The following is a 13,951-nucleotide window of genomic DNA, read 5'->3' on the forward strand; positions in this document are numbered from 1 at the left end:
GCAATGCCGAACGCGCCCCCGAACCAACATGCCGCGATGCCGGCGCCACCCTGCCAGAAGCCGGCGCGGTTGACGTAGTCGCCGGGCCGCCCGATCTGCGTGGCCACCGCGCGGTCGAAGCGCACATTGACACTGGCGCTTGCTGCCATGCCGACGGCATGCCAGCCATTGCCGGTCACCCGAACACCGGGCTGATCCATGGCCACAGCCGCAAGGCACGGTTCGCCAGCCGCGTTCCAACAGCTCACGACGGCGTGGCTCACGCTTGCGGCGCCCGAGCACCAGGCCTTGGTGCCGGTCAGGCGAACGCGATGGCCCTCTGTCGCGTCGAGCACCACACGCGCGTCGGGCGGCTCCGCGCACCAGGTGCCCCAGCGCGCACCCACGGGTGCGGCCGACGCGGCGCCGAGTTCGGCGAGGATGGCGAGAGCATCGGTATGCCCTTCGAACAGCTTCACCAACGAAAGGTCATGGGCTGCCACATCGGCCAGCACACGCCAGCGCGCCAGGGTCTGGCCGGCACCCGGTCTTGGCAGCACGTCGATGCCCGCGTCGACCAGATGCTTCAGCGCGAGGTCGCAACCGTAGCGAAGCTGCAGTTGCCGCAAGGCATCGGCGAGCGCGGGTTCGGACATGTGAAGTAGCGGCTATCGTTTGGAAGATCAAGCTTCTAGCACCCGCGCAATGACCCGCGCGTAGTCCATTCGCCCGCTTCGGCTGGATGTTTCCTTCGTCGGGCCCGGATTGTCCGTCGCCTACAGGACCGCCGCGCTTCTCCTGACGTGATGTGTCAGGCCCGCTCTCTATCTTCAGCGCTTGGCAATCCGATCTGCAACGACACGAGGGCTCGACCATGCTAGGTATCGTCATTCCGGCGCACAACGAGGAGCAACTGATTCGCGAATGTCTGTCTGCGGTGCGCACCGCATCGCAGCATCCCGCACTGATGGGAGAGCCCGTGGAGACGATCGTGACGTTGGACGACTGCACGGACGCCACCGGCATCCTGGTCTCTTGTTGCGGTGCCGCGACCGTGGCCATTCGCGCGCGAAATGTCGGCATGGCTCGGGCCGTGGGTGCGACGGCTCTCCTGGCAAGGGGAGCGAGATGGCTGGCCTTCACCGATGCCGATACGCTGGTTTCCGAAGACTGGCTTGCGGCTCAACTTTCTCTTCAGACGGACGTTGTATGCGGAACGGTGTCCGTGCTGGACTGGTCGCCTCACGGCCGCCATGCGGCGCTGCTCCAGACGCACTTCCAGGAGACCTATTTCGACCGGGAATCCCATCGCCATATTCATGGCGCAAACCTTGGCGTGTCAGCGGCGGCATATCTTCGCGTCGGCGGATTCAGGCACCTCGCGTGCAGTGAGGACGTCTCCCTGGTGAATGCGCTGGTCGGCGCCGGCTGCAGCGTTGCCTGGAGTTCGCTGCCGCGGGTTGTGACCAGCGCGCGCACCGATGCGCGGGCGCGCGGCGGTTTTGCAGGCGCGCTGCTGAACGCCGTGGCGCAACGCCTGGCCGAATCCACGGGTTGCGCGATGCGGCCGGCCATTGCTGCTGGCGCGTGATGCCATGACATTCCAAGATCGCAGCCGCGGGTGAGGCACTCCATTGGTCATGCCCGGGCAGCGGGGATCGATGATCAAGGAAACCGGATATGGATCTCGGGAAACTTGTCGTCGTAGAACGCGAGCCTTGCCTTCAGAGCCCGGTGCTCGTCGTACGGGTCCTCGTAGGTCCAGACGGCGTCTTCCAGCCGCCTTTCTCCGAGATTCAAGCCGTAGTAGTTCGCCACACCCTTGAACGGGCATTCGGTGGTCGTTTTCGAGCGTTCCAGTTTCTCCATGCGGACATCGGAGCGCAGGAAGTAGTAGCGCACGGGAGACTTGTCTTCGTCAACCTTGATGACGTCGCTCGAAGTGGCCAGGACAACACCCTCCACTTCGACTTCGACAGGCCGATGAAGGTGTTCTTCCCGGACCTGGTGATCGGGCCATTTTTGATGGCCAGGGGATTGGCTCATTTGCATGCTCCTAGTGGGACGGCTTCGCGCCGGAAGCTCGGCCTGGGCGAACTCGCTTCGACTGGCCACCGCCCGCCGCACCGCTTGCGGCCGATTGACTGGAGCGGTCGGGCTCGGCCGGCTGCGAAATTCGTGCGAGAGGCTCACCGGCTTGCGATGCCTGGCCTTTCGCGGCGGCATCGCCGAGGGACAGGACGCCGACCAGGCGCCTGTCCCGGTCGATCACCGGAAGACGGCGAATCTGTAACTCGCTCATCGTGCGCAGGGCTTCTTCAACGGTGCTGTCATCGAAACACCAGCGGACCTCTCCGGTCATGATCACGTCCAGATGCGTACGGTCAGGCGACAGCCTTTGGGCGACGCCACGCACCGCGATGTCGCGGTCGGTGATCACGCCGACGAGACGCTCCCCATCGCATACGGGCAACACGCCCACATCCAGTTCCTCCATTGCCTGTGCGGCATCGCAGAGCGTGTCCGTGGGGGCGGCCGTGCGAACACCGCGTGTCATCAATTCGTTGACTTGGGTCAAGGTGAACTCCTTGGGTCGATGCGTCCAGCCTCGCGGGCGACATGCCCGCGATGAGAAGCCGACGCAACTTCAGGCCACGGTAGCGGGGCGACGCGGCGCCGTTGTCAGGCCATGAATGGGGTCGAAGTGGGAATTGGCTGGCGTGTGCGAGCGTCGGTGGTGGCCTGTCGGTACCGCGCATCGGCGATGTCGCCACTTGTTGCGATGCGTGATTCGCACTGGTATGTGGATACGGAGCTCTCCTACACAGTTCGTTTTGTCGCCGTTTCATCGTCCGATTTCCCCGCAACTCGATTGGAGAGCCCACGATGCCCACTTCCCGACGCGCAGAGCCAGATGCCTGCAGCCTCCTCGACGCCGACCACCGCAGCGTCAAGAAGATGTTCAAGGAATACGAGGAACTCGCTCATTCGCGCGCCGCTTCCTCGGAGCGGAAAAAGCGCGAGCTTGCCGACGAGATTTGCATGGCGCTGACCGTCCACGCTCAGATCGAGGAGGAAATCTTCTATCCCTCGCTGCGCGAAGCCATCAAGGAAACGGACCTGCTCGATGAGGCCGAGGTCGAGCATGCCAGCGCCAAGGACCTGATCGTGCAGATCCAGGAGGCCACCGATGTCGACGAAAAGTTCGACGCCAAGGTGATGGTGCTGGGCGAATACATCGATCATCACGTGAAAGAAGAGCGCAACGAGATTTTCGTGAAGGCGCGCGCCGCCCGTGGCCTCGACCTGGTCGCCATGCGCGAGCAGCTGGCTGCCCGCAAGGAGGAGCTGATGGAAGAGCTTGGCGCCACGGCCTGAGTTCCTGTCGTCGCTTCACCAAGCCGGAAACGTGCAGGAGCGCAAGCTTGGCAAGACCATCCGGACGAACGGCGAGGCCGCGCGGCGAAATTCGCATCGGGATTTCCGGATGGCGCTACGCACCATGGCGCGGGCGCTTCTATCCACCCGGGCTGGCGCAGCGAAAAGAACTTGCTTTCGCCTCCCGGATGCTGCCGAGCATCGAACTCAACGGATCGTTCTATTCCCTGCAGCGCCCCGAGTCGTACCGGGCATGGCACGACGAGACGCCCGACGACTTCGAGTTCGCCGTCAAAGGGTCGCGCTACATCACGCACATGCGTCAGCTTGACGACGTGCACACGGCACTGGCCAATTTCTTCGCATCGGGCGTGCTGGCGCTGGGCAAGAAGCTGGGGCCTGTGCTCTGGCAGCTTCCGCCACGCATGCGCTACGACCCCGACCGGATGGAGCGCTTCCTGTCGCTCCTGCCGCGTGATGCGAAGTCGGCGGCGGCGTTGGCCCGGAAACACGACGATCAGGTGAAGGGCCGGTCTGTGCTGAAGGCGGCTCGCGGGCTTCGAATCCGGCACGCCATCGAGGTGCGAAATCGCAGCTTTGTCGATCCCGGGTTCGTTGCCACGCTGCGCCGCCATGGCGTGGCCCTGGTGGTGGCCGACACCGCGGGAAGGTGGCCCCTGCTGGAGGACATCACCGCGGATTTCGTTTATGTGCGGCTGCATGGCGACAAGGAGCTCTATGCCAGCGGATACAGCGATGCAGCACTCGATCACTGGGCGGCGCGCATCGACGCCTGGCGCAAGGGTCGCCAGGTGCCCGATGCCAGGCTGGCTTCGACCACCGCCGCGCGGCGCGGCAGGCGCGACGTGTATTGCTACTTCGACAACGACACCAAGGTGCGCGCTCCCTACGATGCCGCCCACCTGGCAATGCGCCTTGGCCTTGCCACCGGCCTGGGCGACGACGACAAGTTCGCGACGAAGTTCGATGCAGGCAGCACCGAACTTGCTGCGGCGTCCTACAAGAGCGCCTGATCTCGCGCTTTACGTTTTGACTCCCTTCGAACCCAACCACGTACAAAACCATGGCCAAACAACCCAAGGCGAGTGCGCCGCCTTCCGTCGCACTCGATGCAGCCCGCGCCGCGGCACGCAACACTGACAGCGGCCCCGCGCACCCGGCGCCGCCTGCTGCAGGCAAGGGCGACATTCCCGCGCAAAAGGCGATCGACACGCAGGCACTTGCCGCGGCAATGCCCGCCAACAGCAACAAGCCGCTCGAACACACACCGTCCGCGCCCGTCGGCCTCAGCGCAAAGCCAGCTTCGCGTCTGCCCACCGGCAGCACGCCGTCGGAGTCGAATGCATCCGGCAAGACGGGGGCGGTGGCGCCCGAAGGCACGAATGCCACCATCGGCACCCTGGACCGTGTGCGCGTCGATTCCAGTGGCGAACGGCTCACCACCAACCAGGGCGTGCCGGTTGCGGACAACCAGAACTCGCTCAGGGCCGGCGCGCGAGGGCCGGTGCTGCTGGAAGACTTCATCCTGCGCGAGAAGATCACGCACTTCGACCACGAGCGCATTCCCGAGCGCATCGTGCATGCGCGGGGCTCGGGCGCGCACGGCTTCTTCGAGTGCTACGAGCCGCTGACGAAGCACACCAAGGCAGCGCCGTTCCAGGCGGCCGGCAAGGTGACGCCGGTGTTCGTGCGCTTCTCGACCGTGGCCGGCGAGCGCGGCTCCAAGGACACGGCGCGCGACGTGCGCGGCTTCGCCGTCAAGTTCTACACCGACGAGGGCAACTGGGACCTGGTCGGCAACAACATGCCGGTGTTCTTCATCCAGGACGCGATGAAGTTCCCCGACCTCGTGCATGCCGTGAAGCCCGAGCCGCACCATGCGATGCCGCAGGCGGCCTCGGCGCACGACGCCTTCTGGGACTTCGTCTCGCTCATGCCCGAGAGCACCCACATGCTGATGTGGCAGATGAGCGACCGCGCCATTCCGCGCAGCTACCGCACGATGCAGGGCTTCGGCGTGCACACCTTCCGGCTTGTCAACGACGCGGGCGAATCTGTGCTCGTGAAGTTCCACTGGCAACCCAAGCTCGGCACGCATTCGCTGGTGTGGGACGAGGCGGTGAAGATCTCCGGCGCCGACCCCGACTACCACCGCCGCGACCTGTGGGAGGCCATCGACGCCGGCGAGTACCCCGAATGGGAACTGGGCCTGCAGATCTTCACGGAAGAGCAAGCTAGGCAATTCAGCTTCGACATCCTCGACGCCACCAAGATCGTTCCCGAGGAACTGGTGCCGGTGCAGATCGTCGGGAGGATGGTGCTCAACCGGAACCCCGACAACTTCTTCGCCGAGACCGAGCAGGTCGCGTTCTGTGCGGCGCACGTGGTACCCGGCATCGATTTCACCAACGATCCGCTGCTGGCGGGACGCATCCACTCCTACGTGGACACACAGATCACGCGCCTGGGCGGCCCAAACTTCCATGAGCTGCCCATCAATTCGCCGATTGCACCGGTTCACAACAACCAGCGTGACGGCATGCACCGCCAAGCTGTCCATCGCGGGCGCACGGCATACGAGCCCAATTCGCTCGGCGGCGGCTGCCCGTTCCAGGCCGGCGCTGCACAGGGCTTCGTGAGCATCGCGAAGCGTCTCGATGCCAAGGAGAGCAGCGACAAGGTGCGGGCCAAGCCAGAGAAGTTCGCCGACCATTACACGCAGGCCACGCTCTTCTTCGAGAGCCAGACGCCCGAGGAACAGGCACACATCGCCGCCGCCTTTCGCTTCGAGCTGTCCAAGGTGACGGTGCCAGCGGTTCGCGAGCGCGTCGTTGCAAGCCTGCTGAATGTGTCGTCCGAGCTTGCGGCCAAGGTGGCGCAAGGGCTGGGCATGGAACTGCCCGCGCCACTGCCCAGGGCGCTGGAAACACCGGCCACGCCCGAGGTCGACAGATCGCCCGCGCTCTCGTTGATGGCTCGCCCGGGCGAAGGTGGCATCCGAACGCGCAAGATCGCAATCCTCGTGGCCGATGGCGCAGAAGGCGCATCCATCGGCAAGCTGGTGACAGCGTTGGTGCAGGCGGGCGCCGTGCCACGGTTGATCGGGCCGCGCCTCGGTACCTACATCGCCGCGGGCGGAGAGAAGCTCGAAGCCGATGCCAGCATGGAGAACAGCCCCGGCTTCCTCTTCGATGCGCTGGTGCTGCCCGACGGCCTCGCGGCCACGGAGGCGCTGGCCGCCGTTGGCCACTCGATGGAATTCGTGAAGGACCAGTACCGACACTGCAAGACCATCCTCGCACTCGGTGCATCGCAGGCCCTGCTGGCCGAGGCCGGCATTCCGATGAGCTTGCCGGACGGATCGGCCGACCCGGGGCTGATCCTTGCGGATGCTGCGCATGCGGACACGGCCGCGAGCGACTTCATCGCCGCCGCAGGCATGCATCGCCATCCGGCACGTGATTCCGATCCGCCTCGGGTTTGAGCATCGCCGTGGAGAACCACCCGGCAACTGCGCCCGGGGCCGATGACCTCAGGCGGCCCGGCATGGCGCAAGGAACACGGGAGGCGTTGTCGGCAGAGCACCAGGGGTTCTGGAGGAAGCTCGGCCCCGGTCTGATCACCGGTGCGGCCGACGATGATCCCAGCGGCATCGCCACTTACACCCAGGCCGGCGCCAGGTTCGGCTACAGCTTGGGCTGGACGCTTCTGCTGACCTATCCACTGATGGCGGGCATCCAGCTCGCGAGCGCGCGCATCGGCCGGACCACGGGGCGCGGGCTGACCTCGGCCTTCGCTGTGCTCTGGCCGCGTCCGGTGGTGATGGCCGCAGTGATGCTGCTGCTCGTCGCCAACGTCGTCAATCTCGCGGCCGACCTGGGGGCCATGGCAGAGGTCATGCGACTCGCGATCGGCGGGCCGGAGGCCGCGTATGCACTGGCCTTCGGAGCGATCTCGCTCGGCTTGCAGGCCTGGCTGCCTTACCGCCGCTACGTGCGCATCCTGAAGTGGCTGACGTTATCGCTGCTCGCCTATGTCGGTGTTGCCATGGTTGCGAATGTGGACTGGGGGGCGGCGTTCGCGGGCGCCTTGCTGCCGCGCATTCAGTGGGACTCCGAGACGGTCAGGATGGTCGTGGCGATTCTTGGGACGACGATCAGTCCGTACCTTTTCTTCTGGCAGGCGGCGCAGGAGGTCGAGGAGATCGAACGGGTCACGCAGGACCAGCCGCTCACGAAGGCACCCCGCCAGGCACCGGCGCAGTTGCGGCGGCTGCGGTTCGATACCTGGCTTGGCATGGGCTTTTCCAACGGCATCGCTTTCTTCATGATGCTGGCGGCGGCCGCCACACTGCATGCGGACGGCCAACTGAATATCGAATCGACGGCGCAGGCCGCTGAGGCGCTGCGGCCGGTCGCGGGCGATGCGGCCTTCGTGCTGTTCGCGCTCGGCATCCTGGGCACCGGGTTGCTGGCCTTGCCGGTGCTTGCCGGGTCCGCAGCCTATGCCTGCGCCGAATTTCTGAAGGTGCGACGAGGGCTCGAGAAACCGGTGGGAGCCGCGCCGGCGTTCTACGCAATCCTCGCCGCGGCCATGGTGTGTGGCATCGGCATCAGTCTCGTCGGCGTCGATCCGATGAAGGCGCTGGTGTGGGCGGCCGTGATCAACTCGCTGATGTCGGTGCCGATCATGGTCGGCGTGATGCTTGCAGCGGGAAGTCGCAGGCTCATGGGTGAGTTGCTGCTGCCGCTGGGGTGGCGTGTGCTGGGTTGGGCCGCCACCGCCGCCATGGCAGCAGCGTCGGTCGCGTTCATCTTCATGAGCCTGGCTTCGTAGATGCCGTCTCGGGTTGGATATCGTACGCAAGCCGGACCTCCTCCAGGCATTGCTGCGCGTTCGCGAAACACTCTCGAAGGTGCTCTGGTGTTGGTTCAGGATAGCCAGGCGGGGGGCGCAAGGCGTTGCCGAGCCTTTCCCATGCAGCTTCCCACGACAGTTTGGCAATAGCACGCGACTCGGGAGAGGCAGGCATCAAGTGCTCCAACGATTGAAAGGCCGATGATGAGCGTGCCGGACGTATCAGGCAAGGGCGATGAAGAGGCCTCGAACGAGAGGCTTCACAGCGGCGTCTGCGCGATGGTGTGCACAAAGCAAAGCTTGTGCCCCTCGGGGTCGAGGCAATACGCCGCATAAAAGTCCGGCGCGTATCGTGGTCGGAGGCCCGGGGCACCCTGGTCCAAGGCACCGTGCGCGAGGGAAGTTGCCCAGGCGGCATCGAACACGGACCGCGAGGAGGCCAGAAAACTCACCTGACTGCCGTTGCCGCACGAGGGGGCTTGGCCGTTGACCGGAGCCCCGATGACGAACTGCGGCCAGCGCCGGCCCGGGTGCTGCCAGTAGACACCTGCCGCCCCGACGTGCGAAAGATCGACGGCCCGCCGGAGTTCGAAGTGCGCAAGCACGGGATCGTAGAACTCGCACATCCTCGCAAGGTCTCTCACGCCGATCTGTATGTGGGCGAACATGTTCAGCGTCACCTCTTGGCGGCTTTGCCCCGTAGCGGAACCAGGCGGATGCGCGACGCCGCCGTCGTAGGCAGCTTCTGGAACTTCTCCAGCTGGCGCAGCACGGTGTCGTTTCGCGCCACCGATTGCGAAGCCACGCAGTCCCGCGGCACCACCACGGCAAGATCGCGCATCACCGCCTCCATGGCCGTCGCGAGCACGCACTGGTCGCTGGCCACGCCGGTCAGGATCAGGCGGCGTGCTTTCAGGTGCTGCAGCAGCAGCTCGAGCGGCGTGCCGAAAAAGGCGGAGTGCTTGGGCTTCAGCACGAAGTAGTCGTCGGCCTGGGGCTGCAGCGCGCTCGTGATCGCGGCACCCGCTCCCCCCTCGTCCAGCGACAGTTCCACCAGCGACGGGAAGTCCGAGCGCCAGCGGCCACGGTTGTCGTTGGCATAGATGACGGGAACGCCTGCGTTGCGGCAGCGGGCCTTGAGCGCGGCGATGCGCGGCGCAATGGCCGCAGCGGGCGGCAAGAGCTTCTGCGCGTCGGGAAAATCCCAGCAGTTGATCATGTCGATGATCAACAGCGCGGTGTGTCCTGCCGCGTTTTCGGGAGCGAGTACGCCGGAGGATCTGGAAGAGCGCGCAGGCATGAGCGGCAGTTCCGACTTCAGGCCCGCCGCTCCTGCAGCCGCATCACCTTGTCGAGCGTCAGCGGGTAGTCGCGGATGCGCACGCCCGTGGCGTTGTAGACCGCATTGGCTACTGCGGCGCCCGCGCCGCAGATGCCCAGTTCGCCCACGCCCTTGATCTTCAGTGGGTTGGTCTTGTCGTCTACCTCGTCGAGGAACACGGCCTCCACCGCCGGGATGTCGGCATGCGCGGGCACGTGGTATTCCGCCAGGTCGTGGTTCACGAAAGCGCCGTATCGCGGGTCGATCACCGCGTCTTCGAAGAGTGCGGAGCCCACGCCCCAGATCATCGCGCCGGTGGCCTGGCTGGTGGCTGTCTTCATGTTCAGGATGCGGCCTGCGGCAAACATGCCGAGCATGCGGCGCAGGCGGATCTCGCCGGTGTCCATGTCAACCGCCACTTCGGCAAAGTGCGCACCATAGGCCTGCTGCGAGAACTTCTTGCCCATGTCGCCTTTGCCGATCTGTCCGTCGGCGCGCAGGCCGATGGTGCCGGCCAGCGCACCCAGCGTTTCGCAGCGGGTTCTGGTGCTGGCGCGTCCGTCTGCGAACACCACCTCGTCAGGCTTCGCGCCGAGCCGGCGCGCCAGCTGCCCGCGCAGATTGGTGCAGGCGTCGAACAGCGCCGAGCCCGCACTCGCCGCGCCCCATGAGCCGCCCGATCCGGGCGTTTCCGGAAAGTCGCTGTCTCCGAGTTCCATGCGAACGTTCTGCACCGGCAGGCCGAGCATCTCGGCCGCGACTTGCGTGAGCACCGTGTAGCTGCCCGTACCGATGTCGGTCATGGCCATGCGTGCCGTAAGCACGCCCTGACGGTCGAGCGATACCGTGCACTTCGCGTCCATCAGGTAGTTGTTGCGCGTGGCGGCGGCAAAGCCCATGCCGATCAGCCGGCGGCCTTCGCGCACCGTGCCCGGCACCGCATTGCGGCGGCTCCAGCCGAAGCGCTCGGCGCCCTCCCTCATGCAGCGCGCCAGCTGCCGCGTGGAGAACGGAATGTTCTTCTCCGGGTCCATGGCGGGCTCGTTGCGCAGCCGCAGCTCGATGGGGTCGAGCCTGAGCTTCTCGGCCAGCTCGTCCATGGCCTGTTCGAGTGCCAGCATGCCGACCGCCTCGCCGGGCGCGCGCGTGGAATCGGAAACCGGCAGATCGAGCTTGACGACCCGGTGCGTGGTGAGCCGGTTCGGCGCGGCGTAGAGCGAGCGCGTCTGGGCGCTGGCCGTTTCGTAGAAGTCGTCGAAGCGCGCGCTGTGCGAATGCGAGTCGTGTGCGATGGCGGTGAGCCTGCCGTCGGGCGTGGCGCCCAGGCGCAGGCGCTGGATCGTCTGGCTGCGGTGGGTGGTGAAGTGAAACATCTGCTGCCGCGTGAGCGCGGTCTTCACCGGGCGCTGCAGCTGCCGCGCGGCCATGGCGGAAAGCATCAGATCGCCGTACACCGGCAGCTTGCCTCCGAAGCCGCCGCCGATGTAGCGGCTCACGATGCGCACCTTGGAGGGCGGGATCTGCAAGGTGTTGGCAACGGCGTTCTGCGCACTTTCCAGCAACTGCGAGGCGCAATGCACCGTCACGCGGTCGCCGCTCCACCATGCGAGGGTGGCGTGCGGCTCCATCTGCGCATGGATGTGGTGGGGCGTGGTGTAGGTCGCATCGACCTGCACCGGCGCGGCCGCGAAGGCGCCGTCGAAATCGCCGATGCGGCTGTCGGCCTTCTGCATCTCGTCGTCCTTGGGCTTTTCGGCCTTGCCGCGCGCGGCGGCGAGATCGTATTCGCCAGGCTCGGCGTCGTAGCGGATGCAGATCAGCTGCGCGGCCGCGCGCGCGATCTCGAAGCTCTCGGCCACCACGAAAGCCACGGCCTCGCCGTAGTAGCGCACCTTGTCGTTCGCCAGTTGCGGCGTGGCGCGTGCGAAGCGGTCCTTGGCATCGATGGGACCCCACGGCGCCTGCTTCGGCGCATTGCGGTGCGTCATCACCAGCAGCACGCCGGGCGCCTTCTCGGCGGCCGAAGCATCGATCTCGGCGACCGTGCCCCTGGCGATGGTTGCTTCGACGATGAAGCCATAGGCTGGCTTGCCCGGCGCCTCCTGCACCTCGTGGGCGTAGGGCGCCTTGCCGGTCACTTTGAGGCGCCCATCGACGCGGTCGATGGGCTTGCCGATCAGGCTGCTGCGGTTTTCGTCGATCGGATTGCGGGCGGCGGGTGCTGTCATGTCCATGGCGTGTCTTTCTCAGGCTGTCCGTGCGGCTTCGTCGATGGTGATCTGCAGCGTGCGGCGCAGCAGCGGGAGCTTGAAGTCGTTGTGGCCGAAGCCGCGCGCACCCGCCAGCACGGTGTCGCTGGCAGCGTTGACGGTGGCTTCGTCGAGCACGGTGCCAGCGAGGCGGGCCTCGGCCGCTTCCACGCGCCACGGCTTGTGCGCGAGGCCGCCGAAGGCCATGCGCGCCGAACGGATGCGTCCGCCGCTGGCATCGACGATCGCAGCTACCGAAACCAGCGCAAAGGCATAGGAGGCGCGGTCGCGCACCTTGCGGTACACGTGGTGGCCGGGCAGGGGCGGCGGCAGGGTCACGGCGGTGATCATTTCGCCGGGCTGCAGGTTGGTGTCGATGTGCGGCGTGTTGCCGGGCAAGCGGTGGAAGTCGGCAATCGGAATCACGCGGCGCGTTCTGCTGGGCATCACCGTCTCCACCTGGGCGTCGAGCACGCGCATGGCCACCGCCATGTCCGATGGATGCGTGGCAATGCATTGGTCGCTCGCGCCCAGCACCGCATGCATGCGGTTGTAGCCCTGCAGTGCGGCGCAGCCCGAACCAGGCTGGCGCTTGTTGCAGGGGCGGGCGGTGTCGTAGAAGTAATAGCAGCGCGTGCGTTGCAGCAGGTTGCCGCCGGTGGTGGCCTTGTTGCGCAACTGGCCCGATGCGCCGGCAAGCAGCGCGCGGCTCAGCACCGCATAGTCACGGCGAATGCGCGCGTCCGCGGCCAGGTCCGAGTTGCGCACCATCGCGCCGATGCGCAAGCCGCCGTTCTCGCCGGGCTCGATGCGGTCGAGGCCGAGGCGGTTGATGTCGACCAGATGTGTCGGCGTCTCGATCTGCAGTTTCATCAGGTCGAGCAGGTTGGTGCCGCCGGCGATCATCCGTGCCCCGGGGCGGGCGGCCGCAGCCGCCGCGGCGGCGGGCGTGCCGGCGCGTTCGTAGGTAAAGGCCTTCATGAGCGCTCTCTCGATGCGTCCCTGATCGCGGCAACGATGTTCGGGTAGGCGCTGCAGCGGCATAGGTTGCCGCTCATGCGCTCGCGGATTTCCTCATCCGTCAGCGCGACGTTGCTGCTGTCCAGGTCGCGCGTGACATGGCTTGGCATGCCCAGCCTCGCCTCGGCCAGCATGCCCGCCGCCGAGCAGATCTGACCCGGCGTGCAGTAGCCGCACTGGAAGCCGTCGTGCTGAAGGAATGCTTGCTGGAGCGGGTGCAGCGTGTCGCCTTGCGCCATGCCTTCGATGGTGGTGACGGATTGGCCGTCATGCATCACGGCCAGTGTGAGGCAGGCATTGGTGCGGCGGCTGTCGATCAGCACCGTGCAGGCGCCGCACTGGCCATGGTCGCAGCCCTTTTTCGAGCCTGTCATGCGAAGGTTCTCGCGCAGGGCATCGAGCAGGGAGGTGCGGGTGTCGACTTCAAGGTGATGCGCCTGCCCGTTGATCTGCAACTGCACCTGCATACGCTGTGGCGGCAACTCGGCAGCTACCGGGGCTGCCGCGGGAGTGGCCTGCGCATGTGCCATCAAGGGGGCTTGGGCGCCCACGAGCAGCGCGCCTGACTGGAAGATGGCGCGGCGGGTCAGGCGGCCGGCACCGTGTTCGTCCGCGCCGACCAGGGGGGTCTCGAATTTCATGTGGGAATCTCCAGGCGGCGCGGGACGAAGGGGGCGAAAAACACGCGCCTGAAGAAAATCCTAGAAAGCGCCTCGCGGCCCGCAACGCGCGTTCGCGCTGTCGTGATGTAGGCACAGGCCGACGGTGGCGCCGTGCCTCGGGGGGCCCCTCTCAGGCGGGCATGCGCAGCCGAAGCGCATAGCGATCCAGGTAGCTTGAACGCGGCGCCTCGGGGTGACCATCGATGTGCTCCGGCATCTCAAAGATGCAGCTCGACCTCTACGCGCGAGGCGCGTTGCCGCGGCTCCTCGACGGCCACGACGATCCGGCCTTCCATCCGCTGGAATCGCAGGTCCAGATGGCTGCGCCCGACATTGAGCCGTTCGACGCGCACGTGCTCGATATCGGCGGGAAGCTGTGGCTTGACGATGCGCACCTTGTTTTCCATGGCATCGATGTCCAAGCCAAGGCAGGCTTGCAGCAGCCTGAACGCGGAGCCGGCTGC

The 13,951-nt window shown here is 66.2% G+C and carries 14 protein-coding genes; 5 read left to right on the top strand and 9 right to left on the bottom strand.

From position 1 onward, the window contains the following. A partial coding sequence (locus ACZYSP_RS32320) for an acyl-CoA dehydrogenase family protein (RefSeq protein WP_489018607.1) occupies nucleotides 1–635 on the bottom strand: 635 nt, incomplete at its 3' end. Between the two features lie 218 nt (nucleotides 636–853). Here ACZYSP_RS32320 and ACZYSP_RS32325 point away from each other — a divergent pair. After that, nucleotides 854–1,570, top strand: coding sequence for a glycosyltransferase family 2 protein (locus ACZYSP_RS32325; protein ID WP_489018609.1), 717 nt, complete (start codon nucleotides 854–856; stop codon nucleotides 1,568–1,570). A gap of 74 nt (nucleotides 1,571–1,644) precedes the next feature. Here the strand turns inward: ACZYSP_RS32325 and ACZYSP_RS32330 are convergent, their stop codons facing one another. Together ACZYSP_RS32330 and ACZYSP_RS32335 are read right to left on the bottom strand one after the other, a co-directional pair. Continuing rightward, nucleotides 1,645–2,025 carry a DUF427 domain-containing protein gene (locus tag ACZYSP_RS32330; protein ID WP_093082954.1) on the bottom strand — a complete coding sequence of 127 codons (381 nt, stop codon included), beginning with the start codon at nucleotides 2,023–2,025 and terminating at the stop codon, nucleotides 1,645–1,647. Nucleotides 2,026–2,035: 10 nt separating this feature from the next. Further along, nucleotides 2,036–2,557, bottom strand: coding sequence for a CBS domain-containing protein (locus ACZYSP_RS32335; protein WP_354337810.1), 522 nt, complete (start codon nucleotides 2,555–2,557; stop codon nucleotides 2,036–2,038). A gap of 308 nt (nucleotides 2,558–2,865) precedes the next feature. On the opposite strand from ACZYSP_RS32335, the gene ACZYSP_RS32340 reads away from it, so the two are divergent. The 4 genes from ACZYSP_RS32340 to ACZYSP_RS32355 all read left to right on the top strand — a co-directional run bounded on the left by ACZYSP_RS32340 (nucleotide 2,866) and on the right by ACZYSP_RS32355 (nucleotide 8,214). Then, nucleotides 2,866–3,357 (top strand): hemerythrin domain-containing protein, encoded by a 492-nt coding sequence (locus tag ACZYSP_RS32340; RefSeq protein ID WP_489018612.1) that lies wholly within the window; start codon nucleotides 2,866–2,868, stop codon nucleotides 3,355–3,357. A gap of 47 nt (nucleotides 3,358–3,404) precedes the next feature. Next, nucleotides 3,405–4,391, top strand: a complete 987-nt coding sequence (locus ACZYSP_RS32345; RefSeq protein WP_489018614.1) for a DUF72 domain-containing protein — start codon at nucleotides 3,405–3,407, stop codon at nucleotides 4,389–4,391. Nucleotides 4,392–4,441: 50 nt separating this feature from the next. Beyond that, on the top strand, nucleotides 4,442–6,862 hold the full coding sequence (locus tag ACZYSP_RS32350) for a catalase (protein WP_489018616.1): 2,421 nt from the start codon (nucleotides 4,442–4,444) through the stop codon (nucleotides 6,860–6,862). A 62-nt stretch (nucleotides 6,863–6,924) separates the two neighbouring features. Beyond that, entirely contained in the window at nucleotides 6,925–8,214 is a 1,290-nt protein-coding gene (locus ACZYSP_RS32355; protein WP_093082969.1) for an Nramp family divalent metal transporter, read from the top strand. A gap of 281 nt (nucleotides 8,215–8,495) precedes the next feature. Here the strand turns inward: ACZYSP_RS32355 and ACZYSP_RS32360 are convergent, their stop codons facing one another. The 6 genes from ACZYSP_RS32360 to ACZYSP_RS32385 all read right to left on the bottom strand — a co-directional run bounded on the left by ACZYSP_RS32360 (nucleotide 8,496) and on the right by ACZYSP_RS32385 (nucleotide 13,909). After that, on the bottom strand, nucleotides 8,496–8,915 hold the full coding sequence (locus ACZYSP_RS32360) for a VOC family protein (RefSeq protein ID WP_489018618.1): 420 nt from the start codon (nucleotides 8,913–8,915) through the stop codon (nucleotides 8,496–8,498). Next, nucleotides 8,912–9,535 (bottom strand): cysteine hydrolase family protein, encoded by a 624-nt coding sequence (locus tag ACZYSP_RS32365; protein WP_093082974.1) that lies wholly within the window; start codon nucleotides 9,533–9,535, stop codon nucleotides 8,912–8,914. The genes ACZYSP_RS32360 and ACZYSP_RS32365 overlap by 4 nt, the downstream gene beginning before the upstream one ends. Before the next feature lie 17 nt (nucleotides 9,536–9,552). Further along, nucleotides 9,553–11,790 carry a xanthine dehydrogenase family protein molybdopterin-binding subunit gene (locus tag ACZYSP_RS32370; RefSeq protein ID WP_489018621.1) on the bottom strand — a complete coding sequence of 746 codons (2,238 nt, stop codon included), beginning with the start codon at nucleotides 11,788–11,790 and terminating at the stop codon, nucleotides 9,553–9,555. A gap of 12 nt (nucleotides 11,791–11,802) precedes the next feature. Continuing rightward, nucleotides 11,803–12,786: an FAD binding domain-containing protein gene (locus ACZYSP_RS32375; RefSeq protein WP_093082980.1), complete on the bottom strand. Its 984-nt coding sequence runs from the start codon at nucleotides 12,784–12,786 to the stop codon at nucleotides 11,803–11,805. Continuing rightward, nucleotides 12,783–13,466 carry a 2Fe-2S iron-sulfur cluster-binding protein gene (locus tag ACZYSP_RS32380; protein ID WP_489018623.1) on the bottom strand — a complete coding sequence of 228 codons (684 nt, stop codon included), beginning with the start codon at nucleotides 13,464–13,466 and terminating at the stop codon, nucleotides 12,783–12,785. The genes ACZYSP_RS32375 and ACZYSP_RS32380 overlap by 4 nt, the downstream gene beginning before the upstream one ends. Nucleotides 13,467–13,705: 239 nt before the next feature. Beyond that, nucleotides 13,706–13,909 carry a hypothetical protein gene (locus ACZYSP_RS32385; RefSeq protein ID WP_093082985.1) on the bottom strand — a complete coding sequence of 68 codons (204 nt, stop codon included), beginning with the start codon at nucleotides 13,907–13,909 and terminating at the stop codon, nucleotides 13,706–13,708. Between the last annotated feature and the right edge of the window lie 42 nt (nucleotides 13,910–13,951).

The sequence above is a fragment of the Variovorax sp. F042 genome, from assembly GCF_057814215.1.

Excerpts from the sequence above, each read along its gene's own strand:
- ACZYSP_RS32355 (WP_093082969.1), top strand. The coding sequence starts at position 6,925 with ATGGCGCAAGGAACACGGGAGGCGTTGTCGGCAGAGCACCAGGGGTTC.
- ACZYSP_RS32375 (WP_093082980.1), bottom strand. The coding sequence starts at position 12,786 with ATGAAGGCCTTTACCTACGAACGCGCCGGCACGCCCGCCGCCGCGGCG.
- ACZYSP_RS32340 (WP_489018612.1), top strand. The coding sequence starts at position 2,866 with ATGCCCACTTCCCGACGCGCAGAGCCAGATGCCTGCAGCCTCCTCGAC.
- ACZYSP_RS32365 (WP_093082974.1), bottom strand. The coding sequence starts at position 9,535 with ATGCCTGCGCGCTCTTCCAGATCCTCCGGCGTACTCGCTCCCGAAAAC.
- ACZYSP_RS32370 (WP_489018621.1), bottom strand. The coding sequence starts at position 11,790 with ATGGACATGACAGCACCCGCCGCCCGCAATCCGATCGACGAAAACCGC.
- ACZYSP_RS32325 (WP_489018609.1), top strand. The coding sequence starts at position 854 with ATGCTAGGTATCGTCATTCCGGCGCACAACGAGGAGCAACTGATTCGC.
- ACZYSP_RS32380 (WP_489018623.1), bottom strand. The coding sequence starts at position 13,466 with ATGAAATTCGAGACCCCCCTGGTCGGCGCGGACGAACACGGTGCCGGC.
- ACZYSP_RS32330 (WP_093082954.1), bottom strand. The coding sequence starts at position 2,025 with ATGAGCCAATCCCCTGGCCATCAAAAATGGCCCGATCACCAGGTCCGG.
- ACZYSP_RS32350 (WP_489018616.1), top strand. The coding sequence starts at position 4,442 with ATGGCCAAACAACCCAAGGCGAGTGCGCCGCCTTCCGTCGCACTCGAT.